The following is a 26,510-nucleotide window of genomic DNA, read 5'->3' on the forward strand; positions in this document are numbered from 1 at the left end:
CTTGATGACCTTCTGCATTTCTGCTTCAGAGCCCGTCACGCCCGTGATGCGGTCAGTTATAGCCGAAACATAGGAATGCATCACCTGTCTCGTGTCACGCGCGGGGTCCACCGTGAAGAAGTAAGCCTTTACCTTCTGCCCGTCCGGTCCAAGCGCGTTCAGCCAATCCGCCACCTCGAAGAGCGTGGTGGGACAAACTTCCGGGCAGTGTGTGTAACCGAAGTAGACAAGGGAAGGCTTACCCGTGAAGAGGCTTTGATCAACAAGATTGCCCCCGTCATCTACGAGGCTAAAGCTTGCATGGAAGGGGGTGGAGCGCGGCTTGTCTGCCGCGACCCAGATCATCACACCCACCAAGGCCGCCACGAATATAGCAGCAGTGCCGCCTCCGAGAAGCAGAAATGGGTTCACATTCTTCATGGCTTAGGCTCCATGGAGCCGTGGTCCATGCCGTCATGGCCTGCGTGGTCATGGGCAGTATCGCTTTTTGCGCCAGCATTGGCCGGACCCACGGCAAACTCGACATCAATTGAGCCAGCCTTTTCGAAGAGGAGGCGAGCCTTGATCATTTCGCCTTCCTTGAAAGGCTGTGTCACGTTCATGAACATGATGTGGTAGCCGCCGGGCTTTAACTCGACGGTACTATTTGCAGGTATCGCCAAGCCATCCTTCAGTTCCCTCATGATCATGACATTGTCGTTCATCTGCATTTCATGGACCTGCGCATTAGCGGCCCGCTCTGTGGTCACACTGACGAGACGGTCATCGCCGCCTTTGTTGGTGATTTTCAAATATCCGCCACCCACTTTCGCGCCGGGTAACATTGCTCGGCTATAGGGATGGCCTATTTCCAACTCTCCTACCTTATAACCATGGGCATAGGCGGGGTTAAAACCGGCAAGAGAGAGGAGGGCGATGAAAAGACCCAGGATTTTTGTTTTCATGTTCAAATCCAGATTATGGAAATTGGTCAAACTGAAGAGCAGCGGTTTGCTTCGACATTCCAATCGGCTCTTTTGTGGCGCTTGCATATCTTTAAACCGGTGCCAAAGCGGCAGTCCGGTTAAAATAGAGTGCGAGTGTCAGGCGGAGAGCGGTGGCGGTCGAGCTCCACAATTTGGTGCGAGTGGCGATGGCTCAAGTATGAAGCCGGTAGCCTGTGATGCCGAACTTGGGATGACCTGTCGAGGCGCGAGTTCTGCCAAGGGCTGCGGCAAAACAACGGACAGGCCGAGGCGACAGGCTTCGCATCCGATCGCACTGCCGAAATGATTGTCTTGATCGCCATGCTTGTCACTTAAGCAAAGAGTCGCAAAGCTGCGATCGGGTAGGATCAGTTGTGCAAATTGCGAAGGTGACGCTTGAGCGGCATGGGTGAGGGGAGCCTTGTGCGCGAAACCAAGAAACAGCAGAGCGCATGCGCAGATCATGCGCACGGCAAACCCAGTTCTGTCTCCGCGTCCAGTCATCTAAACCTCTCGCTTTTGAAACTAGACGAGAGGTAGGCAAACGACAATGCGGCAAATTCTCCGCAAGTCAGCGGAGAGTTCACAGGGCCGCTGATGGACATGCGGCCCCATGAAAATCATAGATGTCAGAGGTTGACAGCAGCGCCTGTCTTGGCAGATTGCAACGCGGCATCCGCAAGTTTCAACGCAATCAGGCCATCCTCAGCAGATGGTGAAGCCTTGGCACCTTTTTCCACCGTATCAATGAAAGCGGCGATTTCCGCCGCATAGGCGGCCGTATAGCGGGTCATGAAGAAATCATGCAGCGGAGGACGGGTGTAGCCATCCTTATTGGCGACTTCGATGGAGACAGGGCGCTGGTTTTCAGCAGCCACAGACCCGAGCGAACCATGCACTTCAATGCGCTGATCATAGCCGTAAGTCGCGCGGCGGGAGTTGGAGATAACTGCCTGGCGGCCGCTGGCGGTGGTCAGGATCAGGCTGGCAGAGTCGTAGTCTCCGGCTTCGCCGATCTTGGGATCGACCAGAACGGCACCTGTTGCGAAGACGGTCTTGATCTCTTCGCCCAACAGGAAGCGGGCCATATCCAGATCGTGGATGGTCATGTCGCGGAAGATACCGCCGGAAACCTTGATATAGTCTACTGGCGGCGCACCGGGATCGCGGCTGGTGATTGTCACCATCTCCACCTTACCGATGGTGCCCTTGTCGATTTCGGCACGCACCGCCTGGAAATGTGGATCGAAACGGCGGTTGAAACCCAGCATGACCTTCGCACCGGTTTCCTTCACCACGTCGATGCAGGTCTGAGCGCGAGCAACATCGAGATCAATCGGCTTCTCGCAGAAAATCGCCTTGCCTGCACGGGCAAACTTTTCGATCAGGTCTGCATGGGTGTTGGTCGGCGTGCAGATGATGACGGCGTCCACATCCTTGTTTGCCAGAACAGCTTCGATGGTGCTGACCTCGCAGCCAGCTTCATCTGCAATCGCCTTCGCTGCTGCTTCCATGGCATCCACGACTGCCACGAGTTTTGCACGCGGGTCTGCGGCAATCGCTTTTGCATGCACCTTGCCAATGCGTCCTGCGCCGAGCAGCGCCAATCTCGTTACCATGGTTTCTCCTCCATTTGAAAGTTCGATGGAATTTTTGTTCCAAACAGCCTTTGGAATATCTGTTCTATTTTGCTAGAGTGGAGCCATATTTATGTCAAGCTATGAAAAGGGCGATTGAATGACGGAGGGTGGCGCACCGGCTAGCGTGGCGGAATTTGAGGAAAGATTGCTGGATGTTTCGGTCTCTCTTCCCAAGCGTCTGAAGCAGTGTGCAGATTACGTCGCAGCCAATACGGATCGCATTGCCGTTTCCACCGTGGCTGAGATGGCGGAGGCGGCTGGCGTGCAGCCATCAGCCTTCATGCGCTTTTGCCAGATCATGGGCTTTTCCGGTTATTCCGAAATGCAGCGTCTCTTTCGCGAGAGCTATGTGGGCGGCTGGCCGGATTATTCGACCAGGCTCGACCATCTGCGCGAGATGGGTGAACATAGCGGACCGCGTCTTCTGGCCGAGTTCGTGGAGGCTGGCCGAACATCTCTGGAAAACCTGCTAAAATCAATGGATTCAGCCGCGCTGGAGATGGCCGTCGAGGTTCTGGCTGCGGCCAATCTCGTCCATATTGTCGGCCTTCGCAGGTCCTTTCCGGTTGCCAGCTACATCGCCTATGCGTTGGAAAAAATGGAGGTGCCGGCTATGCTTCACAGCGCGGCAGGCAGGCTGGATAGTTCGGCCGCCATCCGGCCCGGAGATGCTTTGCTGGCTATTACCTTTTCGCCCTATTCGGCGGAAACGCTTGAGCTTGTTGACATGGTGCGGGGGCGGGATGTCCCCGTCGTGGCGCTCACGGATATGGCGGTCAACCCGCTGCGCAAAATGGGTGCGACGGTGCTGACCGTTTCGGAAGTCGATTTCGGCGCCTTTCGCTCTCTTTCGGCGACATTATGCGTCGCTATCGCCCTTTCAACGGCAGTCGGTGCGCGTCGCAAGATTTGAATATTCGTATTGAAAGACAGAAAAATAGAATTTATAGTCCAAAAATGAAGACGGCACGGGAGGTGCCGCACTGCGCCCCATCAGCGCCACATGCCACTCGCGGCCAAAGGGAGGGCCTCTTGAAGCCACTCGACGTGATTACGATTGGACGTTCGTCCGTTGACCTCTACGGCGCCCAGGTGGGTGGCCGGCTGGAGGATATGTCCTCCTTCAACAAATATATCGGCGGTTCGCCCACCAATATTGCGGCTGGTGCTGCGCGTCTCGGCTTGAAGAGCGCAGTGATTACCCGTGTGGGCGATGAACATATGGGCCGGTTCATCCGCGAACAGCTCGTGCGCGAAGGCGTGGATGTGCGCGGCGTGGTCACCGACCCGGAGCGCTTGACGGCGCTGGTGCTGCTTGGCATTCGCGACGAGAACCAGTTTCCCCTGATCTTCTATCGCGAGAATTGCGCCGATATGGCGCTGTGCGAAGACGATATCGATCCCGCCTTCATTGCGGAATCGCGCTGCGTTACCGTCACTGGCACGCATCTTTCGCATCCTCGCACGGAAGCGGCAGTGATGAAGGCTTTGCGGTTAGCGCGGGAGAATGGCGCGAAAACTGCACTGGATATCGATTATCGTCCAAACCTGTGGGGTGTGGCCGGTCATGGGGATGGTGAGAGCCGTTTCGTGGAATCAGCCAAGGTGACAGCCAAGCTGCAAGCGACGCTGCATCTGTTTGACCTGATTGTTGGCACGGAAGAAGAATTCCATATTGCGGGAGGCTCCACCGATACGCTGGAGGCGCTGCGTGCTGTCCGCAAGGTGTCCAAGGCGGCATTGGTATGCAAGCGCGGGCCGATGGGGGCTGCCGTGTTTGAAGGTGATATCCCCGATAGTCTCGACAAGGGTCAGACCGGTCCCGGTTTCCCCATCGAAGTTTTCAACGTGCTAGGTGCTGGCGATGGCTTCATGGCTGGTCTTCTGAAAGGCTGGCTGACGGGTGAGGATTGGCCGACCGCGCTGAAATATGCCAATGCCTGCGGTGCCTTTGCGGTATCCCGCCACGGCTGCACGCCCGCCTATCCAAGCTGGGAAGAGCTGCAATATTTCTTTGCGACGGGCATCAAGAACAAGGCGCTACGCAAAGATGCGGAGCTTGAGCAGGTTCACTGGTCCACTAACCGCAAGGGCGATTGGTCCACCATGCGGGTGTTTGCTTTCGACCACCGCATGCAGCTGGAAGCGATGGCGCAAGAGGCTGGCGTTCCAACTGACCGGATTGGCGCTTTCAAGAAGCTGTGCTTGCAAGCAGCAACCTCGGTGGCAAACGGGCAGGGCGGCTACGGCATTCTCTGCGATGGTCGTCTGGGGAAAGAAGCACTATACGCTGCCGCCGGAACGGGTCTCTGGATCGGCAGGCCAGCCGAGTGGCCGGGTTCACGTCCACTGACGTTGGAGCCAGAACTGGGTATGGATTGCGGTGGTCTTGGCGAATGGGCCGCTGAACATGTGGTGAAGGTTCTCTGCTTCTATCATCCCGACGATACGCCTGAGATGAAGGAGAAACAGGAAGAGACGGTAAAGCGCCTGTTTGAGGCATCGCGCCGCAATCGCCTGGAATTTCTGCTGGAGGTCATTCCGTCCAAGGTCGGCGCAATCGATGATGAGACAACGGCCAAGATTATCGACCGCTTTTACCAAGTCGGTGTTTACCCCGACTGGTGGAAGCTGGAGCCGATGAAAACCAAAGCCGCCTGGGCGAACGCCTGTGCTGCGGTAGAACGTCACGATACACGCACACGCGGCATCGTGGTATTGGGTCTGGATGCCCCGCAGGCGGAGCTTGAGGAGAGCTTTGCGCTTGCTGCCGGTTTCGATCTGGTCAAGGGCTTTGCCGTTGGCCGCACGATCTTCGGCGATGCCGCCCGTAAGTGGCTGGCGGGTCAGGTTACCGATGAGGCCGCCGTGGAGGATATGGCGGCCCGCTACAAGAGCCTGTGCGACATCTGGGATGCAGCACGCGCAAAGGCCATTCTGGGAGGAAAGGCATGAAAACGATCCGTTTGACGGCGGCGCAGGCGCTCGTGCGCTATCTCGCCAATCAGCTGAATGAGGATGGCGTTCCCTATATCGCCGGTGTCTGGGCGATTTTCGGTCATGGCAATGTCGCCGGTATCGGTGAGGCGCTTTACGGCATTCGCAATGAACTGCCGACCTATCGCGGCCAGAACGAGCAGTCGATGGCACATGCCGCCATTGCTTACGCCAAGCAGCTTGGCCGTCGCCGCGCCATGGCCGTGACCTCGTCCATCGGTCCGGGTGCGCTGAACATGGTGACTGCCGCTGCCCTTGCTCATGTCAACCGCCTGCCGGTTCTCTTCATTCCGGGCGATGTGTTTGCCAATCGCGGTCCCGATCCGGTTCTTCAGCAGATCGAGGATTTCGAGGATGGCACGATTTCCGCCAATGATTGCTTCAAGCCGGTCAGTCGCTATTTCGACCGGATCGAGCGTCCCGAACAGCTTTTGACGGCGCTGCCGCGTGCCTTCCGCACACTGACGGATCCTGCTGATTGTGGCCCTGTGACACTCGCCTTCTGCCAGGATGTGCAAGCCGAGGCTTACGATTACCCGGAAAGCTTCTTCTCGAAAAAGACTTGGCGGTTCCGTCGTCCCGAACCTGACATAATGGAGCTGGAAGCGGCCATCGCTGCGATCAAGGCCGCGAAGAATCCTGTCATCGTCGCAGGCGGTGGCGTGCACTTCTCCGGCGCGACTGAGACGCTGAAAAGCTTTGTCGAGAAGCACCAGATCCCGGTTGTGGAAACTCAGGCGGGTAAATCCGCGCTTGCATGGGATCATGGCCTGAACTTCGGTCCGGTGGGCGTTACGGGTTGCGAAAGCGCCAACATAGTTTCAGAGCAGGCGGATCTGGTGATCGGCGTCGGCACGCGCTTTCAGGATTTTACCACCGGTTCCTGGGCTTTGTTCAAAAACCCGAACCGCAAGATCCTGGCGCTCAACGTGCAGGCCTATGACAGTGCCAAGCATGATGCAATGCCGCTCGTGGCCGACGCCAAAGTCGGTCTTGAGAAAATCTCGGCAGCTCTGGGCAATCATCGCTTTACCAGTCCCGACGCCAACCTCAAGGCCAGCTGGTTTGCGAAGGCCGATGCTGTGACGGCAGCACCCAAGGATGCCAACACGCTTCCGACAGATATGCAGGTTATCGGCGCAGTGCAGCGCGCTTCACGCGATAACACGGTTGTGATGTGCGCGGCAGGCACGATGCCCGGCGAGTTGCATCAGTTGTGGAAGGCGAAGCTGCCGCTTTCCTATCACATGGAATATGGCTTCTCCTGCATGGGCTATGAGATTGCCGGCGGCATGGGTATCAAGCTTGCCGAGCCGGAACGCGATGTGATCGTGATGGTGGGCGACGGCTCCTACATGATGATGAATTCGGAGCTTGCGACAGCGGTTGCCATGGGGATCAAGATCACCGTCGTGATTACCGATAATCGCGGTTATGGTTGCATCAACCGGCTGCAAATGGGCACTGGCGGGGCTGAGTTTAACAATCTCTATGCCCACACCAATGTTAGCCCCATGGCGATTGACTTTGCCGCACATGCTGCCGCCATGGGGGCGAAATCCTCCAAGGTTTCATCTATCGCCCAACTGGAAGAGGCGCTCGACGCTGCCCGCGAAGGGGCGCAGACAACGGTGATCGTCATCGATACGGACCCTTATCCGACACCGGATGCGGGGGGCCATTGGTGGGATGTGGCCGTGCCGGAAGTGTCCACACGAGAAGAAGTTACCAAGGCGCGTGCCGCCTATGAAGCTGCCCTGAAGGAAAGAATTTAAGATGATCCTCTTCGGTACAAACCCAATTGCCTGGTCCAATGATGATGACCGTTCGCTCGGCGCCCATATCAGCCTTGAACAATGCCTGGATGAAACCGCGAAGATCGGTTTCGATGGTATAGAGAAGGGCCACAAGTTGCCGACCGATCCAGCAGGTCTCAAATCCGTTCTGGAGCCACGCGGCCTGAAATTCGTATCCGGTTGGCACTCGCTGAACCTTTTGACAAACAGCATCGAAGAAGAAAAGGCCGCCATGCAGCCCTTCCTCGATGTGCTGAAGGCCATGGGCTGCAAGGTCATCATTGTCTGCGAAACCTCTAATGCCATTCACGGCGCTGACGATACGGCACTTGCCGACCGCCCGAAACTGGCAGACGCCGATTGGACAAAGTTCGGTGCAGGCGTCGAGGCGCTGGCGGAGTTCTCCGCTTCCCAGGGCATTTCGCTCGTCTATCACCACCACATGGGAACGGTGGTCGAAAGCGAGGAAGAGATCGACAAGCTGATGCAGCACACCGGTCCGCACGCCAAGCTGCTGCTGGATACTGGCCATTGCTATTTCGGCGGCGGCAACCCGGAAGCGGTTGCAAGCAAGTACATGCACCGCGTTGGCCATATCCACGCCAAGAATGTGCGTCCCGTCATTGCCGATCAGGTGCGCAATGAAAAGCTCTCCTTCCTGGAAGGCGTGCGCCGTGGCGTGTTCACCGTTCCCGGCGATGAAGAGGGCGGCGTCAACTTCCCGCCAGTTCTCAAGATCGCCGCAGAGCATGGCTATAACGGCTGGATCGTGATTGAGGCGGAACAGGACCCGGATGTCCGCAATCCTTATCAATATCAGAGCCTCGGCTTGAAATCGTTGAAGGGCTTCGCCAAGGATGCGGGTCTGATTTAGTCCCTTCTGAAGGAAAAGCCGTTGAAACTGCTCGATCCCACACATCCATTCTTCACGCCCAAGTGGCGACGGGTTCTGACCGTCGTTCTGCCTGCTCTTTGGGGCGGCGTCGAAGCTTTGAACCAATCGTGGGGTTGGGCGATTCTGTTTTTAGGTGCCGCAGCCTACGCGGCCTATGAACTTCTCATCATGTACGACCGTTCGATTGCGGAGGCGGAAGCCAAAAAGGCTGCCACTCAGGCCGAGCGGGAAGGAGACGAGGAATGAGCAATCTCTTGCGCAAGCCTTCCGGCAAAACCGGCAAGGTGCATGACATCACGCCGCAAAGCGCCAATTGGGGTTATGTCGGCTTCGGTCTCTACCACCTGAAGCCGGGCGAAAAGGCAGCGGAGCCGACCGGCGAAACAGAGGTGATCCTCGTTCTTGTGGAGGGCAAAGCCAAGATATCCGGTGGGGACAAGGACTTCGGTGAACTTGGCGACCGCATGAATGTGTTCGAGAAGAAGCCGCCGCACTGCGTTTATGTGCCTGCCGGTTCCGATTGGTCGGCAGAGGCCACGAGCGATTGCACACTTGCCATCTGCACGGCACCGGCCAAGCCGGGGCGTGAGGCACAGGTTATCGGTCCTGCCGGAATCAATCTCACCGAACGCGGCAAGGGTGCCAATACGCGCTACATCTTCCCGATTGCCATGGAAGAGCGGGATGTGGCCGACAGCCTCTTGGTGACGGAAGTTTTCACGCCATCAGGGAATTGGTCGTCTTATCCGCCACATCGGCATGATGAGGATAACTATCCTGACATGACCTATCTGGAAGAGACCTATTATCACCGCTTGAACCCTGAACAGGGATTCGGCTTCCAGCGCGTCTTCACCGACGATGGCTCGCTGGATGAAACCATGGCTGTCTCCAGCGGCGATGTGGTGCTGGTGCCAAAAGGCCACCATCCGTGCGGCGCGCCTTACGGATATGAGATGTATTATCTGAATGTCATGGCAGGGCCGATGCGCAAATGGCGTTTCCAGAACCACCCGGATCATGACTGGATCTTCAAACGCGATAATCCGTAACCTCCTGCGGATCGCTGTTGCAAGACCGGGCAGGTTCTCCTCGGCCCGGTCTTTTTTTAGCTGTCTCCCGATCCGCGAATGGGCAGGTGTGTAAAGCCTTCCGGGCCAGACATTTCCTTGGCATCGCGAGAAATGATAACGGGGCTGACCGAAAAAGCAGAGACGAGCTGGGCGACCGAGGTCAGTGCGTTTTTGTGAATGCGCTCATAGCCGTGCGAGGCATCGACGCCAAAAGTGACCAAGGCCGTTCGAATGTCGTGGCCGGCCTCCAGCGCCGAGGCTGAGTCGGACCGATAATAACGGAAGACATCCTTCTGGTAATCAATCTGGTTTTCCTGGCAAAGCTCCACCAGCTTCCGGGTCAGATGAAAATCGAAGGGTCCAGTCTGGTCGGCCATGGCGATGGTTGCGCCGAATTCGGAGGAATTTTGCCCCGGTGCTGTCGTGCCATTATCAATTGTCAGCATCGAAGCAATTTCTGCCGTTACGATGGAAGATGCGCCAACGCCCACCTCTTCGGCAATTGTGAAAAGCCAGTGCGTATCAACAGGGGTTTGGGCGCCTGCGCGTTCCAGAGCCTCGATAGCGGCCAGTGCAATGGCGACGCCCGCCTTGTCATCCAGATGGCGGGAATTGATGAAGCCATTTTCCAGAAATTCCGTACCGGTATCGATGGCGACGATATCGCCCACTTCGATGCCAAGCCCGATTGTTTCACCGGCAGAGCGAGTGATCGCGTCAATGCGAACCTCTACATAGGCCCACCCGACTGGGAGAGTGTCCACCTCATCATTGAATGTGTGACCCGAAGCCTTGAGAGGCAGGATCGTGCCGCGATGGATGCCGTGCGTGCCGTAGATGGTGACCCGGGCACCTTCGGCAAAGCGGGCCGACCAATGGCCGATGGGCACCAGTTCCAGCCGGCCATTATCCTTGATGGCTTTGACTTGAGCACCAAGCGTATCGACATGGGAAACAATGGCGCGCGCGCCTGCGCGGCGGCTGCCCTGGCGCACGGCACGAATAGCCCCGCGGCGGGTGAGTTCCGGCCTCAAGCCCAGCCTTTCCAGTTCGGCAGAGCAATAAAGAACCACTTCATCCGTATAGCCGGTAGGGCTGTCTATTTGCAGCAATGCGGCAAGCTGCCGAAGCAGATAGTTTTCGTCGATTGTGATCTGCATCTTCGATAGCGGCCTTACAACTTGCCAAGCGCGTTACGGGCTGCGCGGTGGCCGGAAAGGGGAAACAGCAGATCGAGGAACCGCTCTGCCGTCGGCTGCGGTTCATGGTTTGCCAGGCCCGGACGCTCATTCGCTTCGATGAACACGTAATCCGGCTCAGTCGGGCTCTTGACCATCAGGTCTATGCCGACAACGGGTATATCGATGGCACGCGCTGCATTGATAGCGGCCTCTATCAGCCGCGGATGAACGATTTCGGTCACATCATGAATGGAGCCGCCGGTGTGCAGATTGGCGGCCTTGCGCACGGCAACCTCACGGCCTTCTTCCAGCACATCGTTCAGCGTCAGATCGGACATTTGCAGGCACCGCTCTGTTTCGCCATCAACGGGAATGGTGCTCTCGCCGCCCGTTGCAGCAGCGCGTCGGCGAGACAGGCGCTCGATCAACTGGCGCACGGTCGAGCGCCCATCGCCCACCACATGCGGCGGACGGCGAACAGCAGCAGCGACCAGCTTGAAATCGATGACGACAAGGCGAAGATCCTCCCCTTCAAAACAGGCTTCTATCAGAACGCGGTCACAGACTTCCCGCGCGGCTCGGATGGCGGTCTTGATCTCCTCAACGGTTGAGAGACCAACGGCCACGGCACGCCCCTGTTCGCCACGCGCAGGCTTCACCACCACGCGCCCATGCTTTTCAAGAAATGCGGAAAGAGCCGCATCGTCATCACTCGCTGTCATCTGCTCAGGAACGACAATGCCTGCTTTCTCGACAACCCGGCGCGTGACGGCCTTATCATCGCAGATCGACATAGCCACGCCGGACGTGAGTTCGGATAGGCTTTCGCGGCAATGAACGGAGCGCCCACCATGCGAGAGCCGGAAGAAGCCGCCTTCCGCATCGGTAATTTCCACATGAACACCACGGCGTCGCGCTTCATCCACCAGCAGGCGAGCATAGGGGTTCAACGCATCGTAGGCTTCCAGTGGGCTTGCATAGAGCCGTTCGTTGATGGAGTTCTTGCGCTTGACGGAAAAGGCCGGAATGCGCCGGAATCCTAGCTTTTCATAAAGTGCAATGGCCTGCGAATTATCGTGCAGGACCGATAAATCCATGAACGCATTGCCGCGAGCCTTGAAGTGCTCTCCCAGCCTGCGCACCAGCGTTTCGCCAATGCCTGCGTGGCGAGCCTGCGGATCAACCGCGAGGCACCAGAGCGAGGAACCCTGCTCAGGATCGGAAAAAGCTCGCATGTGGTCGATGCCGGTGACGGTGCCGATCACTTCGCCGGATTGCTCATCCTCTGCCACCAGATAGGTGATCGCCCTGTTGTCGCGATTGGTCCAGAAGAAATCCGGGCGAACCGGCACCATGCCACGCGAGGAATAAATCCGGTTCACCGCGCGCGCATCAGCCTCGGAGGTAAGGCGGCGCACGAAAAAGCCTTTTGGCTGGCGGCGGCCCGAGCGGTAGGTGGAAAGATCAAGCCGGAAGGTGTGTGACGGATCGAGGAAGATTTCCTGCGGCGCTTCGGCCAGGAGAACATGCGGATCGCCCACGTAAACGGCGATATCGCGATGCTCAGGCGCTTCTTCTCGAAGTGCCGCGACCAGTTCCGCGCTGTCATCGAAGGTTTGAGCAAAGATCAGGCGACCCCAACCACAATCCACACAAGCGGATCGCTCCGGCCCTTCTTCATGGGTAATGCCGCTGCGAAGGCTCTCAAAGCGTTTGCGCTTCAGGCGATGCGCCACCGCTTTTTCGCTGCGAAAGCGGTTGGATCGTTCGGTCATCTTGGTGCTCATCGCTCTTCCCTCACACGCCCTGGGCCTGCAACCACATTTCCAGCAGGCCAACCTGCCAGAGTTCCGAACCCTGCAAGGGGGTGATGTGATCCGAAGGATGCGCAAAAAGCTCATCCAGATAGCTCTGGCGAAAGATGCCGCGTTCCTTGGCAGCCTGCGAAGAGAGCGCGTCGCGAACCATTTCGAGGTAAGGCCCATCGACATATTTCAGCTGCGGAACAGGGAAATAGCCCTTCTTGCGGTCGATCACCTCATGCGGCACCACTAGGCGCGCGGCATCCTTCAGAACGCCCTTGCCGCCATCATGCAGCTTGAATTCCGGCGGCACCTTGGCGGCCAGTTCAACAAGCTCATGGTCGAGGAAGGGCACACGCGCTTCCAGACCCCAGGCCATGGTCATGCTATCGACGCGCTTGACCGGATCATCCACCAGCATAACCTGACTATCGAGCCGCAGAGCAGCATCAATCGGCGTATCGGCTCCACTCTCAGTCAGATGATGGCGCACAAGTTCCAGGCTGGCATCATGGTCGGCAATCCAGTCGCCGCCCAACTGCGATTTCAAAGTCTCATGGCTGCGGTCAAAAAAGACGCGGGCGTAATCTCCCACGACATCCGTGGAGTTGCCGAGCGGCGGATACCAGTGATAGCCGCCAAACACCTCGTCTGCACCTTGGCCGGATTGCACAACGCGGATGTGCTTCGAGACTTCCTTGGCCAGCAGATAGAAGCCCACATTATCATAGGAGACCATGGGTTCCGACATGGCGGAGATGACGCCGGGCAGTGCCTGCATCAACTGATTGGATGGAACGAAGATCTTGTGATGGTTAGTGCCAAAATGCTTGGCAATCAGGTCCGAATAAACGAACTCATCGCCCTTTTCTCCATTGGCCTCTTCAAAGCCAACGGAGAATGTCATCAGGTCATTCTGGCCCTGTTCGGCCAGCAATCCAGTGATAATGCTGGAATCGACGCCGCCAGACAGCAGAACACCAACCGGTACATCAGCCACAGTGCGGCGCTTTACGGCAAGACGAAGTGCATCGAGCACGGCATCGCGCCAATCGTTGCGGCTCATTCCGGCCATGGAAGGATCGCGCTGATAGGGCGGGTTCCAGTAACGCTCATCGCGCTCCGTGCCATCGGGCTCAATCACGCGAATGGTGGCGGGCGGCAGCTTCTTCACGCCATTCAAAATCGTGCGCGGCGGCGGCACGACGGCGTGGAATGTCATGTAATGGTGAAGGGCAATGCGATCGATGGAGGTGTCGATATCGCCGCCTTGCACAAGCGCTGGAAGCGTGGATGCAAAGCGAATGGCTTTGCCCACTTTTGCGAGGTACAGCGGCTTGATGCCGAAGCGGTCTCTAGCCATCACCACGCGGTTCGTGTCCCGTTCGTGGATTACAAAGGCGAACATGCCGTGGAAGCGCTTCACGCATTCCGTTCCCCAGGCGGCCCAGGCTTTCAGGATGACTTCCGTATCTCCGTGCGAGAAGAAGCGATAGCCCTTGCCTTCCAGTTCGGCGCGCAATTCCGGGTAATTGTAGATGCAGCCGTTGAAGGCAATCGTCAGTCCCAGCTCGCCATCGACCATGGGCTGGCGGGCTTTTTCGGAAAGATCGATGATTGAGAGGCGCCTGTGCGCCAATGCGGTTGAACCATGAATGACGAGACCTGAACCGTCTGGCCCGCGCGGCGCAATGGCCTCCATCATGCGAGCCTGGACCATGGGGGATGGCTGGGTGCCGTCGAACCGAATTTCTCCGCTAATGCCACACACTGTTCTGCTTCTACCTCGCTGTCTTCATTCATTTTGGCCCGGAAGCACCGGACAAAGGAAAGGCAGGCCCGCGATCAAGCGAACCTGCACAGAGAACGAAACGAGAGAGTTGCTGAATGGTTGCGATTTTTCTGGAACAAAATCGGAATTGGAAAATGTGCTTTTCCTAATCCACGACCTGTGTCAGCCAGTCCGGCTCAGTCCCGGCCGCGCCTCGCCTGTACTTCCCTTGACAGGCGCAAAGGCAAAGCGCTCCAGCGTTTCCGGCTTCATTTCAATAGAGAAGCCGGGCTGCTTCGGCGGCATGTAGGCCGCGTTCTCAATGCGGCAGGGTTCCAGGAAATGCTCGTGAAGGTGATCGACATACTCGATCACACGACCATCCTTCGTGCCGCACACCGCCACATAATCGATCATGGAAAGATGTTGCACATATTCGCAAAGTCCAACACCACCGGCATGAGGCCAGACGGGTAGCTTGTATTTGGCAGCAATCAGCAGAACGGCGAGAACTTCATTCAATCCGCCCATGCGGCAACTGTCGATCTGTACCACATCGATGGCACCTTCGGCGATGAACTGCTTGAACATGATCCGGTTCTGGCACATCTCGCCAGTGGCCACCTTTACGGGCGAGATGGCCTGACGAATTTTGCGATGGCCCGCCACGTCGTCCGGGCTTGTCGGCTCTTCAATGAAAAATGGCTTGCAGAAGGAAAGCTGCTTGACCCAATCAATCGCCTGATCCACGTCCCAGACCTGATTGGCATCGATCATCAGGTAACGATCGGAGCCAATCACTTCGCGGGCAATCGTCAGGCGGCGAATATCGTCTTCCAGATCGCGGCCAACCTTCATCTTCACATGGTTGAAGCCAGCATCAATGGCTTCCTGGCAAAGGCGGCGCAGCTTGTCGTCATCATAGCCCAGCCATCCGGCAGAGGTGGTATAGCAGGCATAGCCTTCCGCCTCGAGTGTTGCGATCCGCTCTGCTTTGCCGGTTTCTGCAGCGCGCAGAATGGCGATGGCCTCGTCACGGGTGAGGGCGTCGGTAAGATAGCGATAATCGATGATGTCGGCGATTTCCTCTGGCGACATATCGGCCACCAGCCGCCAGACCGGCTTGCCCGCCTGCTTGGCCAGAAGATCCCAGAAGGCATTGACGACGGCACCCGTTGCCAGATGCATGGCACCCTTATCCGGCCCGATCCAGCGCAACTGGCTATCGCCGGTCAAATGCCGCCAGAACTTGCCGGGGTGTGCCTTCACGACCTCAAGATCAGTGCCAACGACCAGATGGCGCATGGCATCGATGGCCATGCAGCAAATGTCGTTGCCACGCCCGATGGTGAAGGTGAGGCCGTGCCCGGCAAGACCGGGCACATCCGTTTCAAGAATGACATAGGCTGCCGAATAATCCGGGTCCGGGTTCATGGCATCGGAGCCATCAAGGCTTTGCGATGTCGGGAACCGCAGATCGATGATCCGCATGTCGGTAATCTTGGCCATGCTCTTTGCTCCGGCAGTCTATGTATCAGGTTGATTTACGTGTCGGCGCGGAAGGTTTGCTTCTGCGTACCAAGGCCTTCAATGCCAAGCTCAACCACGTCACCGGCTTTGAGGTAACGCGGCGGCTTCATGCCCATGCCAACACCCGGAGGGGTGCCGGTGGAGATGACATCGCCCGGATGAAGCGACATGAACTGGCTGAGATAGGATACGAGGAAGGCAACGCCGTAGACCATGGTAGCGGTCGAGCCGTTCTGCATGGTTTCGCCGTTCACCTTCAGCCACATGTTAAGGTTCTGCGGATCGGCAACCTCATCCTTCGTCACCAGCCATGGGCCGATGGGGCCGAAGGTGTCGCAGGATTTGCCCTTGGTCCACTGGCCAGACCGTTCCGTCTGGAAAGCGCGCTCGGAAACATCGTGGCTGACGCAGTAGCCCGCCACGTAATCCATGGCGTCCGCTTCGGACACGTACTTGGCAGTCTTGCCAATAACGATGCCAAGCTCGACTTCCCAGTCTGTCTTTTCAGATCCGCGCGGGATCAGGACATCATCGTTCGGGCCGCAAATGGCCGAGCTTGCCTTCATGAAGATGACTGGCTCTGGCGGAACCGCCATGCCGGACTCGGCAGCGTGATCGGAGTAGTTAAGGCCGATGCAGATGAACTTGCCAGTCTGGCCAACGCAGGGGCCGAGGCGCTCGCTGCTTGACACTTCCGGCAGGGATGAGATGTCGAGAGCGGCAAACTTGGCAAGGTTTTGCGGGTCGAGCGCTGCACCGGAAAGATCGCTCACATGGGCGGAAATATCGCGGATCTTGCCCTCGGCATCGAGAAGGGCAGGGCGTTCGGAACCGGGGGCGCCGTAGCGAAGCAGTTTCATGGTGTTAAGTCCTTTCAGAAAATCAGATGGTCCAGCCGCCATCGATGGCGATGGCCTGGCCTGACGTATAAGTGGCGCCCGCCAGATAGACGGCGAGGTCTGCAATCTCTTCCGGCTCGCCCAGGCGGCCAATCGGCTGGCGGGCCACGAAGGCCGCACGGGCCTTCTCATAATCCCCTTGCGCGCGCAAACGCTCCTGCAATGAAGGGCTATCCACAGTGCCCGGGCAGATGGCATTGCAGCGAATATTGTGTGCCACATAATCGGCAGCGACTGCCTTGGTAAGCCCAATCACCGCAGCTTTCGAAACGCCATAGGCGAAGCGGTTCGGCACGCCTTTGATGCTGGAGGCGACCGACGACATGTTGATGATGGAGCCATCGTTTCGCTCGATCATGCCCGGCAAAACTGCACGGATTGTGCGGATCATTGCCTTGACGTTGAGGTCGATTGCGAAATCCAGATCGCTGTCCTTCATCTCCAGAATGGAGCCGCCATGGACCACACCGGCGCAATTGAACAACACGTCCACCCGACCGAGTGAGGCAATGAACGTGTTCACCGCATTCTCATCCAGCACGTCGAGACGCATGGTTGTGAGCCCTTCCAGTTTTGGAAGCTCGGACAGGGCTGTTTCATTAATATCGGTTGCGTGAACCTTCGCACCGGCCTTGGCGAAGGCGATGGCGCTCGCCCGGCCAATGCCCTGACCGGCGGCGGTGATCAGCACCGTTTTTCCCTTTAAATCTGCCATGTCATCCTCATTTTCCGGTGGTTGCCCGGTTTTAGGTGCCGCGTTGCTGTTCAAGCGGCGGCTGAAGAATTTCGGTTTGTTGCGTCAAAGACAAGGCCAGACAGGCCTTAATCCGTCACACGCTGATCATGGCTTTCACCACACCGGCGGCAGGGTCAGTCAATCCGGCAAAGCGCTCTGGCACCTCTGCGAGCGTCATCGTGTGGGTGATCAGTGCGTCAGGCACCTCGCCTTTGCGCATGGCGGCCATCACATATTCGAAGTCTGAAATGGTCGCATTGCGGCTGCCGAGCAGCGTTGTTTCGCGCTTATGGAATTCAGGGTCATTGAAGGTGATATCGGAGGCGACGATGGATACAAGAACATAGGTTCCCGCATGGGCCACGAAGCCAAAGCCGCGTTCAATGGCTTTCGGGTTACCCGTCGCATCGAATACCGCATCGAAGAAGTTGCCATCGGTGATGTTCGAAAGTTGCTCGCTGTCGCCTTCGCCGAGTTGAACGAGAGAGGTGATATCCAGATGCTCGCGGGCAAATTCCAGACGATCCTGCCGCCCGTCGATCATCGTTACCTCAGACCCTTCAAGCTTGGCGAAAATTGCGACTGCCAGTCCAATTGGTCCAGCACCGGCGATCAAGACTTTCTCTCCACCCTTCAGGCCCGAACGACGCACCGCATGCGCACCAATGGCCAGGAATTCCACCATGGCCGCCTGATCGAGAGAGAGGCCATCGGCTTTGATGAGAAACTGTTCCGGCAGGCAGAGATATTCGGTCATGCCGCCATCGCGGTGAACGCCAAGAACGCCGATATTGCGGCAGCAATTCGTGCGGCCTTTCCGGCAGGCATCACAGGTGCCGCAGGAGATGTAAGGAATAATGGAAACATTATCGCCAGCCTGGAAATGGCTGCCTTGCGCGGGCTCAACAATCGTTGCCGCCAGTTCATGCCCCATGACACGTGGATAGGAGAGATAAGGCTGGTTGCCGGTGAAGATGTGCAGATCGGTGCCGCACACGCCGATGCGTTTGATCCGCACAAGTGCTTCCCCCGGTCCCGTCGCGGGCTTTTCGCGTTCTGTAGCCGTCAGCACGCCCGGTGTGTCGCAAACAATCGTCAACATGGCATTATCCGTTCAGGTGATAGAAATTGATGGCGTTCTGCCCGAAGACGGCATCGTGATGCTCGGTCGGCACAATCTTGCGGCATTGGTCGAACCAGCCTTGGTAATCTCCAGCCAGACGCACCACCGGCCAGTCGCTGCCCCAGAGGGTGCGGCCTGGTCCAAACAGGTCCAGAATGGTCTCGGCATAGGGACGAATGGCCTCGGGCTTTTGCTTGCCCGCCTCCGTCAGCAGGCCGGAGAGTTTGCAAAACACGTTGGGCAGAAGGCTCAGAGCCTTCATTCCGCTACGCCATTCGGTGATCTTTCCCTCGGCGATGTATGGCTTTGCGCCATGGTCAATCACGATGCGAAGTTGCGAATGTCGTTTTGAAAATTCATGGAAATACGGAAGCTGGCGTGGCAGGATCAGCGCATCGAAAGCAAGGTCATGATCCATCATTGCCCGGATGGCGGGATCAAGCGTTTCATCGCAGAGCCAGCCAATATCGCTTATACCCTGTAACATGGGCCGCAGACCTTTAAGCTTGGGGTTTTGGGCTAGCGCTGCAATCTGCAGGGGGGCGTTTGAGGTCTTGATATCTGTCCAACCTACGACGCCGCGGATGAAGTCATGGCGAGCCGCCAGATCCAGCATGTAGGCCGTATCTGCCTCCCGCTCCATGGTCTGCACCAGAACGGTTCCATCCACACCGGCAGTCTTCAACAACGGTTCAAGATCTTCCGGATAAAAGTCGCGATAAATGGCGGCCAGCTCGGCGGGCGGCCATTCGCCAGCGCGCTCGCCAAGCTTCCAGAAATGCTGGTGGGCGTCGATGATCGGCATATCAGCCACCGCTGCCCGGTACTGGTGCGCCTTCCGCGATCAGGCCTTTGGCCTGAAGCTTCTGCCAGAAGGCGGCAGGGATGTCTTCCTCGAACCAGGCGGCATTGGCGGAAAGCTGATCGGCATTACGCGCGCCGGAAACTATGGTGAGGGCTGCCGGATGCGCCAGTGGAAACTGAAGGGCCGCGGCCTGAAGTGTCACGCCCTCTTCCTCGCAGGCTGTGCGCAAGGCATCGACACGCGCCAGAACATCTGCTGGCGCATCGGCATAATTGAACTTCTTGTTGCCCGCCAGAATGCCGGAATTGAAGGCACCTGCAATGACAATGCCAACGCCCGCTTTGGCGCAATCATTCATGAAGGCAAGGCTTTGCTGTTCGAGAAGCGTGTAGCGACCGGCGAGCATGCAGATATCGATATCGCAGACCTGCATGGTATCGCGAATGATTTCCCATTCGTTCACACCCAAGCCGATGGCTTTCGTCAAACCCTGGTCCCGCAAGGCGACCAGCGCCCTGAAGCCGCCGCCTTTGGTCAATTGTGACCAGTAGTGCTCGTGTTTTTCGCCATGGGTCATCCGGCCAATATCGTGAATGTAGAGGATGTCCGGCTTCAAAAGGCCAAGCCGCTGCTGGCTGGCCTCGAAGGAGCGCATGATGCCATCATGCGTGTAGTCATAGACCGGGCGGAAGGGCAGGGGCTCGACATAGCCTTCTTCTTCAGCACCAACCGTTTCATCCGGTGTCATCACCCGGCCGACTTTCGTGCTGACCACATAGTCTTCCCGCTTGTGGTCGGTCAGCATGGTGCCGAGGCGACGCTCGGAGCGGGTGAAGCCGTAATAGGGTGCCGTATCGAAATAGCGAATGCCTGCATCCCAGGATGCGCGGAAAGCACCGGCAGATTCCTCATAAGGCGTTACACGATAGAGATTGCCCATCTGGGCGCAGCCAAGCCCCATTCCGGTAAAGGAAATGCCGGTGCGTGCGTGGGTGCGGGTATCGGTGACCTTCATGAAAAACCTGCCTTGCCTATGGGTAGAGATGAGGACACGCGCTGCCGCGTGTTCTTGGTCAGTTGAGGATCAGTAAAGAACGTTCTTGGCTTCCGGCTTGTCGATATTGTCCTTGGTGACAATGACGACGCCCGTATCGACGAACTTCTCGACCTTTTCTTTCTTCAGAAGCTTGGCAATGTTCTTCACGCCGAGCTCACCCATCTGGAAGGAACCCTGGACAGCGATAGCGGCCAGAGTGCCGTCTTTCACGAAGCCCTGAAGGTCTTCATTGCCATCGAAGCCGACAGCAACGACCTTGCCCGACTTTCCAGCTTCCTTGATGGCGCGGCCCATGCCGATTGCCGTTGGCTCATTGGCACCGAACAGGCCCTTGAGGTCGGAATTGGCGGCCAGAACGTCCGTGGTCTGGTTCAATGCGGTTGCCATCTGGGACTGGGAGTAGAACGGACCGACGATCTGCAGCTTGGAGTTTGCCTTCACATAGTCGGTGAAGCCGCCCACGCGACCGATTTCCGAACCGGCGCCGGCGACATAGGACATGACAGCAATCTTGCCTTCCTTGCCAACCTTGTCGATCAGGGCTTTGGCAGCCAGTTCGCCGGCCTTGCGGTTATCCGTGGCGAGGAAGGACTGGTAATACTGCTCGGAACCCTTGGAAAGCATAGAATCGATGATGACGACCGGAATGCGGGCTTCCCAGGCTTTCTTGACCGCCGGGATCAGAGCATCCGGGTCAGATGGTGCAAGAACAATACCAGCCACGCCGCGGTTTACCGCGTTTTCGACCATGTTCACCTGGTCGGCAATGGCGGATTCGGCAGCCGGACCCTGGAAGGTCATGGTGTTGCCATCGCCTACTTCCTTCATGGCCGCATCCGCGCCCTTCTGGACATTCTGCCAGAAGGTGGAGTTGACCGTCTTCACGATGACAGCAATTTCTGCGGCCTGTGTCTGTGCTGCACAGAACACGATTGCAGATGCGAGTAATGCAGTCGCAAGCTTTTTCATTTCCCATCCTCCTCAGGTCGAAACCGTCCTCCATTGGCGGCTTCGAGGGAGCTCCCCGCTCCCGATTTTTCGCGGAAAAGGGTCCGCACCCTTCTTCAGCGGCGGTTTCGCAGCTGGTCGATCCAGACGGTGACCAGAATGACGAGGCCGATGATGATCTGCTGTGTGAAGGCGGAGACGCCGTTCATGTTAAGGCCGTTGCGCAGGATGCCGATGACGAAGGCGCCAATGGCCGTGCCGGAAATCGTGCCGACGCCGCCAATCAGGGAGGTGCCGCCGATGACGGCGCTTGCAATCGCATCGAGTTCATACATCACGCCCTCGTTTGGCTGGGCCGTGACGAGGCGCGACATCAGCACGCAGCCGGTAAGGCCAGCGAGCGTTCCCGAAAGTACATAAGTAAAGGTGGTGACGCGGGCGACATTGACGCCGGATAGACGTGCAGCCTCAATATTGGAGCCGACGGAATAGATGTGGCGTCCAAGCACCGAGCGGTTCAGCATGAAGGAGACCGCAATCGCAATGACGATCATCAGGATGACCGGGTAAGGGATGCCTGGAAAGACGACGTTCGGGAAGCCATCATCCCCAATGGTGACGATGCGAAAGAGCGAACCATTGCCCAGCACGCCAAAGCTTTCCCCAAGGCCGGAGACAGCGCGTGCGCCGGTGATCTGAAGGGCGACGCCTCTTGCGATCAGCATCATGCCGAGCGTTGCAATAAAGGGGGGCAGCTTCATGCGGGTGACGAGAATGCCGTTGATCAGGCCGCAGGCGGAGCCGGTCAGAATGCCGATCAGCATCGCCAGTGGAACCGGGAAACCAAGCTCTTTCACACAGAGTGCCGCCACCACGCCCGCCAGCGCCAGCACGGAGCCCACTGACAAATCGATGCCGCCGGTGATGATGACGCAGGTGGCCCCGATGCCGAGCAGCGCGATGGATGTGACTTGCAGTGCAATCGTCATGCCGTTGTTGACGGTAAAGAAGGCATTGCTGGTCAGCGAGAACACGGCGACCAGAACGAAGAGACTGCCAAGGGCTGCAAACTTCTGGATGATATCCTTTTGCCGGTCGGTCAGGCGTCCGCTCTTGGGCTCAATGGGTGCACTCATAGTCTAACCTCAATTCGGCATTCAGCGGGCGCCCGGGCCGTAGCCCGACGCATAGCGCATGATTTCTTCCTGATTGGTGCGGGCAGTTTCCAGAACCCCGGTAATCCTGCCGTTGTGAAACACGGCCACGCGATCGGTCATGCCTAAGATTTCCGGCAGTTCGGAGCTGATGAGAACGACCCCGATGCCCTCCCGCGCCAGCTCATCCATGATCTTGTAGATGGCAAATTTCGCGCCCACGTCGATGCCGCGCGTGGGTTCATCGAAGAAGAGAATGCGCGATTTGCGAAACAGCCATTTGCCGATGATGATCTTCTGCTGATTGCCGCCGGACAGAAGCCTCACTGGCTGCTTGATCGAGGGCGTGCGGACATTCAGGAGGTCGACATATTCCTTGGCCACCTGCGCATGCTTGCGAAAGTTGATCAGGCCAAAGCGGCTCGACACTTCTTCCATATTGGCAAGGGTCATATTGGCATCGACCGGCATCTTGATCGCCAGTCCTTGCGCCTTTCGATCTTCCGAAAGGTAGGCAAGCCCGGCAGAGATCGCATCGCGGGGAGACGTGATCGATAAGACCTGATCGCCTAGCGAAACCGTTCCGGCATCAAGTGGGTCCGCGCCGAAAATGGCGCGCGCAACCTCGGTGCGTCCAGCCCCCATCAATCCGGCAAAGCCCAGGATTTCACCTCGGCGCAGTGTGAAGCTGATATTGTTGAATACGCCATTTCTGGTCAGACCTTCGGCGCGGAAGAGAACCTCCTCGCTTGGTGTCGAGGTCCGCTCAGGAAACTTCTCTTCCAGCGACCTGCCTACCATTTTGGCAACGATATCATCCACGCTGGTCGCGGCAAAATCATTGGTCGCTACATAGCGCCCGTCACGCAACACGGTTACGCGGTCCACGATTTCGGCCATCTCATCCAGCCGGTGGGAGATATAGATAATGCCAACGCCGGAGGATTTGAGGTCGTGGATGACCTTGAACAGCAGCCGGGTTTCCTGCTCCGTCAGCGACGAGGTCGGCTCATCCATGATAAGCACTTCGGCATTGAGCGAAAGCGCCTTGGCGATTTCCACCATCTGGCATTGGGCAACGGAAAGCTGGCGCACCAGTGTATCGGGTGAAATCTGGACGCCCAGCCGGTTAAGGCAGGCCTGCGCATCCTGCTTCAGTTTTTTACGATCCACCAGAAAGCCCTTGCGAGGCTCGCGGGCCAGATAGATGTTTTCCGCCACGGTGAGGTGCGGGACGAGGTTGAGTTCCTGGTGGATAATGGCAATGCCGATGCGCTCTGCCTCAAGCGGTGTCGAGAACTGTCGTTCCTCTCCCTTATAGAGAATGCGGCCCGAGGTTGGCGTATAAACGCCGCTGATGATTTTCATCAAGGTGGATTTGCCAGCGCCGTTTTCGCCGCAAACTGCGTGAACTTCGCCGCGCCGCAGATCGAAGCTGACGTCGGCCAGCGCCACGACGCTTGGAAATTCCTTGCGGATATTTTCCAGAACCAGCACTGGCTGGGATGCATCAATGGACAAGCCGTTTCCGGCTTCCATCGCTCCAGTATGAAGGCTTCGAGCCTCTGTCACGGATTTCATCCTCCTCGCACTTTGCCGCACAAGCTCCACCCCAGCGACGGGCATATTGGTAAGCGGCCTGACCAAAGTGGTCAAGCCAATTTATGCGCATAGCATTATGTTTGTAGAGATGAAGGCATTAAATGCCGGAAAACGGCGATTCTTATGGTCTTGCCAGTTGTGTTTCCCAACGATATGGTAAGGCCAGATGGGCGGAAACTTCATGAATGGAATTCGAACAAGCGAGCGGCGGCTTTACCAGCAGGTAGCAGACCAGATCCGCGCATTGATCCAGACGGGAGAATTTCGTCTCGGGCAAAGGCTCCCTGCCGAGCGGGAATTGGCGCAGCAATTGGGTGTGTCGCGTCCTTCGCTGCGAGAGGCGCTGATCGCGCTCGAAATCGATGGCACCGTCGAAATCCGGATGGGGTCGGGCGTTTATGTCGTTGGGACGACGGAACGAAAAACCGGCAATTCTGGCTCGATGGGAGAAAGTCCCGTCGAGTTGATGGAAGCGCGTTCCGCGCTGGAAGGTGCGGTTGTCGTGTCGGCTTGTGCGCGTATGACAACTGAGGGCTTAAAGTCCATTCGCCAGGTACTCGACGCCATGCGGCATGAGATTGCCGAGGGACGCAAACCGGTGGAGCAGGATCGGCAGTTTCATCTGGCGGTCGCGGCCCAAGCAGGCAATAGCGTGTTGACCCGCCTCGTCGGCGAGCTTTTCGACGAGCGCCACAGCCCTATCTCCACGCAATTGCGAGAGCATTTCGAGACGCCTGACACATGGAACCTGGCGCTTGGGGAACATGAAGCGATCTATGCAGCGCTTGAAGCGCGTGACCCGCTGCTCGCCCAGGCGCGGATGCATGCGCATCTGGATGAATCACGTCGGCGCTGGCTGGATAGCGAGCCGCGCTGAACAAGACATCAAACAAGACATTCCTCCGGGGAGGAGGCTCAATGCTGGATACTGTTTCACCCGTCATTCTGTTGAATGGGATCGATGATGTTGCCGTGGCGCGCCATGCCATTCCCGCTGGTGCCGCAACGGGCCTCCATGGTTTGGTTGCCTCGACGCAAATTCCGCGTGGGCACAAGCTTGCCGTTCGACCAATCCTTCAAGGTCAGGAAGTGCGCAAATACGGGCAGATTATTGGTCTGGCCACGCAGGATATCGAGGCTGGAGCCCATGTGCATTTGCACAATCTGGCCATGCTGCCGTCCGAGCACGAGCATCAGTTCTGCGTCGATACTGAAGAAAAAGGCATGCTGCCGGTCGCCGAGCGCCGCACCTTCATGGGGTTTGATCGTGGCATTGGCGGTGCCGGCACCCGTAATTTTATCGGCATCATTTCGTCGGTCAACTGTTCCGCCACGGTGTCCCGCTACATAGCCGATTACTTCAACCGCATGGGCGGTTTGGATGGATTCGACAATATTGATGGCGTGGTTGCTCTCACCCATGGTGGCGGCTGTGCGCTCAACAACAAGTCAGAAGGCTATAGACTTCTGATCCGCACCATTCAGGGCTATGCGCGGCATCCCAATTTCGGCGGCATCCTGATGATCGGTCTCGGCTGCGAGACGAACCAGATTGGCCCGATCCTCGAACATTATCGGATGGAGGAGGGAGACCGGCTGCGGACCATGACGATCCAGCAATATGGCGGCACGAAAAAAACCATCGATGCAGCCATTGAGATCGTCAAGGAAATGCTGCCGACAGTCAACGCTGCACATCGTACGCCGCAGCCTTTGTCGAAGCTGAAGCTGGCGCTGGAATGCGGAGGCTCCGATGGCTATTCCGGCATATCGGCTAATCCGGCACTGGGCTACGCTTCTGATCTTCTCGTTCGCCACGGCGGGACGACTGTATTGGCTGAGACGCCGGAAATTTATGGTGCTGAACATCTTCTAACCCGCCGTGCCATCACGCCTGCCGTGGCGCAAAAGCTTCTCGACCGCATTGAATGGTGGCGGGATTATACCGCCCGCAACGGCGATGAACTGAACAACAACCCTTCGCATGGCAATAAACTGGGTGGCCTGACCACGATCCTGGAAAAGTCACTGGGTGCCGTTGCCAAGGGTGGCTCCATGCCATTGAAGGCCGTGTATGAGTTTGCGGAAACCGTAACCGAGCCGGGTTTCGTGTTCATGGATACCCCAGGTTACGATCCCGTGGCTGTGACCGGGCAGGTGGCCGGCGGCTGCAACGTGATCTGCTTTACCACCGGGCGTGGTTCTGTTTCTGGCTTCAAGCCCGCACCGTGCATCAAGATTGCCACGAATACCGAGATGTACGAGCATATGAAGGAGGACATGGATCTTAACTGCGGTGGCATCGTCACCGGAGATGAGACCATCGAGCAATCGGGGGAGCGCATTTTCGAGCACATCATCGCGGTTGCTTCCGGCCAGCAGACCCTCAGCGAGATTTACGACTACGGCGATAACGAATTCGTGCCATGGCAGGTCGGTGCAGTCACCTAATCATTAGCATTGCGTGATATTCCTATTGTATCCTTCATAGGGCCTTCCCATTTCTTCTTTCGCTGCATGAGGCAGCGATTGAGCG

General features: G+C 57.5%; 23 protein-coding genes (1 of these 23 only partly in view). 8 read left to right on the forward strand and 15 right to left on the reverse strand.

Annotated features, from left to right (window positions below; translation table 11 throughout):
* The 3 genes from AC0JZ1_RS03490 to iolG all read right to left on the reverse strand — a co-directional run.
* A protein-coding gene (locus AC0JZ1_RS03490) for an SCO family protein (RefSeq protein WP_471881046.1) crosses the window boundary here: on the reverse strand, positions 1-420 show its 5' portion. Its footprint begins 180 nt before the window's first position; the window shows 420 of its 600 coding nt (coding positions 1-420); its start codon is at positions 418-420; its stop codon lies off the left edge, out of view.
* Positions 417-944: a copper chaperone PCu(A)C gene (locus AC0JZ1_RS03495; RefSeq protein ID WP_471881047.1), complete on the reverse strand. Its 528-nt coding sequence runs from the start codon at positions 942-944 to the stop codon at positions 417-419. Before AC0JZ1_RS03495 ends, AC0JZ1_RS03490 begins: the two co-directional genes overlap by 4 nt.
* A 650-nt stretch (positions 945-1,594) precedes the next feature.
* Complete coding sequence (iolG, locus tag AC0JZ1_RS03500) at positions 1,595-2,584, reverse strand: inositol 2-dehydrogenase (RefSeq protein ID WP_471881048.1); 990 nt, start codon at positions 2,582-2,584, stop codon at positions 1,595-1,597.
* 118 nt (positions 2,585-2,702) lie between these two features.
* Here iolG and AC0JZ1_RS03505 point away from each other — a divergent pair, with 118 nt between their 5' ends.
* The 6 genes from AC0JZ1_RS03505 (at position 2,703) to iolB (ending at position 9,345) form a co-directional block, all read left to right on the forward strand.
* Complete coding sequence (locus AC0JZ1_RS03505) at positions 2,703-3,518, forward strand: MurR/RpiR family transcriptional regulator (protein ID WP_471881049.1); 816 nt, start codon at positions 2,703-2,705, stop codon at positions 3,516-3,518.
* Positions 3,519-3,637: 119 nt separating this feature from the next.
* Positions 3,638-5,560 (forward strand): bifunctional 5-dehydro-2-deoxygluconokinase/5-dehydro-2-deoxyphosphogluconate aldolase, encoded by a 1,923-nt coding sequence (locus tag AC0JZ1_RS03510; RefSeq protein WP_471881050.1) that lies wholly within the window; start codon positions 3,638-3,640, stop codon positions 5,558-5,560.
* Entirely contained in the window at positions 5,557-7,377 is a 1,821-nt protein-coding gene (gene iolD, locus AC0JZ1_RS03515; protein WP_471881051.1) for a 3D-(3,5/4)-trihydroxycyclohexane-1,2-dione acylhydrolase (decyclizing), read from the forward strand. Before AC0JZ1_RS03510 ends, iolD begins: the two co-directional genes overlap by 4 nt.
* A 1-nt stretch (position 7,378) precedes the next feature.
* Positions 7,379-8,272 carry a myo-inosose-2 dehydratase gene (gene iolE, locus AC0JZ1_RS03520; protein WP_471881052.1) on the forward strand — a complete coding sequence of 298 codons (894 nt, stop codon included), beginning with the start codon at positions 7,379-7,381 and terminating at the stop codon, positions 8,270-8,272.
* Positions 8,273-8,293: 21 nt separating this feature from the next.
* Complete coding sequence (locus AC0JZ1_RS03525; protein ID WP_471881053.1) at positions 8,294-8,539, forward strand: hypothetical protein; 246 nt, start codon at positions 8,294-8,296, stop codon at positions 8,537-8,539.
* Positions 8,536-9,345, forward strand: coding sequence for a 5-deoxy-glucuronate isomerase (iolB, locus tag AC0JZ1_RS03530; RefSeq protein ID WP_471881054.1), 810 nt, complete (start codon positions 8,536-8,538; stop codon positions 9,343-9,345). Before AC0JZ1_RS03525 ends, iolB begins: the two co-directional genes overlap by 4 nt.
* Positions 9,346-9,401: 56 nt before the next feature.
* Here the strand turns inward: iolB and AC0JZ1_RS03535 are convergent, their stop codons facing one another.
* The 12 genes from AC0JZ1_RS03535 to AC0JZ1_RS03590 all read right to left on the reverse strand — a co-directional run bounded on the left by AC0JZ1_RS03535 (position 9,402) and on the right by AC0JZ1_RS03590 (position 23,911).
* Entirely contained in the window at positions 9,402-10,526 is a 1,125-nt protein-coding gene (locus tag AC0JZ1_RS03535; protein WP_471881055.1) for an osmoprotectant NAGGN system M42 family peptidase, read from the reverse strand.
* A gap of 14 nt (positions 10,527-10,540) precedes the next feature.
* The gene (ngg, locus tag AC0JZ1_RS03540; RefSeq protein WP_471881056.1) at positions 10,541-12,334 is read right to left on the reverse strand and encodes an N-acetylglutaminylglutamine synthetase; all 1,794 of its coding nucleotides are present in this window, start codon (positions 12,332-12,334) and stop codon (positions 10,541-10,543) included.
* Between the two features lie 10 nt (positions 12,335-12,344).
* A complete protein-coding gene (locus AC0JZ1_RS03545; protein WP_471881057.1) occupies positions 12,345-14,120 on the reverse strand; it encodes an N-acetylglutaminylglutamine amidotransferase in 1,776 nt (591 codons plus the stop codon).
* 183 nt (positions 14,121-14,303) lie between these two features.
* Positions 14,304-15,629 carry an L-fuconate dehydratase gene (locus tag AC0JZ1_RS03550; RefSeq protein WP_471881058.1) on the reverse strand — a complete coding sequence of 442 codons (1,326 nt, stop codon included), beginning with the start codon at positions 15,627-15,629 and terminating at the stop codon, positions 14,304-14,306.
* A gap of 35 nt (positions 15,630-15,664) precedes the next feature.
* Positions 15,665-16,510: a fumarylacetoacetate hydrolase family protein gene (locus AC0JZ1_RS03555; protein ID WP_471881059.1), complete on the reverse strand. Its 846-nt coding sequence runs from the start codon at positions 16,508-16,510 to the stop codon at positions 15,665-15,667.
* Positions 16,511-16,532: 22 nt separating this feature from the next.
* Entirely contained in the window at positions 16,533-17,264 is a 732-nt protein-coding gene (locus tag AC0JZ1_RS03560) for an SDR family oxidoreductase (RefSeq protein ID WP_471881060.1), read from the reverse strand.
* 115 nt (positions 17,265-17,379) lie between these two features.
* Positions 17,380-18,387, reverse strand: coding sequence for a zinc-binding alcohol dehydrogenase family protein (locus tag AC0JZ1_RS03565; RefSeq protein ID WP_471881061.1), 1,008 nt, complete (start codon positions 18,385-18,387; stop codon positions 17,380-17,382).
* Positions 18,388-18,391: 4 nt separating this feature from the next.
* Positions 18,392-19,213, reverse strand: coding sequence for an amidohydrolase family protein (locus AC0JZ1_RS03570; protein ID WP_471881062.1), 822 nt, complete (start codon positions 19,211-19,213; stop codon positions 18,392-18,394).
* A 1-nt stretch (position 19,214) separates the two neighbouring features.
* Positions 19,215-20,228, reverse strand: coding sequence for an aldo/keto reductase (locus tag AC0JZ1_RS03575; protein ID WP_471881063.1), 1,014 nt, complete (start codon positions 20,226-20,228; stop codon positions 19,215-19,217).
* A 69-nt stretch (positions 20,229-20,297) separates the two neighbouring features.
* Positions 20,298-21,239, reverse strand: coding sequence for a substrate-binding domain-containing protein (locus AC0JZ1_RS03580; protein WP_471881064.1), 942 nt, complete (start codon positions 21,237-21,239; stop codon positions 20,298-20,300).
* A 95-nt stretch (positions 21,240-21,334) separates the two neighbouring features.
* Complete coding sequence (locus tag AC0JZ1_RS03585) at positions 21,335-22,354, reverse strand: ABC transporter permease (RefSeq protein WP_471881065.1); 1,020 nt, start codon at positions 22,352-22,354, stop codon at positions 21,335-21,337.
* 21 nt (positions 22,355-22,375) lie between these two features.
* The gene (locus AC0JZ1_RS03590; protein WP_471883344.1) at positions 22,376-23,911 is read right to left on the reverse strand and encodes a sugar ABC transporter ATP-binding protein; all 1,536 of its coding nucleotides are present in this window, start codon (positions 23,909-23,911) and stop codon (positions 22,376-22,378) included.
* A 244-nt stretch (positions 23,912-24,155) separates the two neighbouring features.
* Between AC0JZ1_RS03590 and AC0JZ1_RS03595 the strand changes: the two genes are divergently transcribed.
* Together AC0JZ1_RS03595 and AC0JZ1_RS03600 are read left to right on the forward strand one after the other, a co-directional pair.
* Entirely contained in the window at positions 24,156-24,851 is a 696-nt protein-coding gene (locus tag AC0JZ1_RS03595) for a FadR/GntR family transcriptional regulator (protein ID WP_471881066.1), read from the forward strand.
* 41 nt (positions 24,852-24,892) lie between these two features.
* Positions 24,893-26,425: a UxaA family hydrolase gene (locus AC0JZ1_RS03600; protein WP_471881067.1), complete on the forward strand. Its 1,533-nt coding sequence runs from the start codon at positions 24,893-24,895 to the stop codon at positions 26,423-26,425.
* Positions 26,426-26,510: the final 85 nt, after the last annotated feature.

Source organism: Affinirhizobium capsici, from assembly GCF_977018625.1.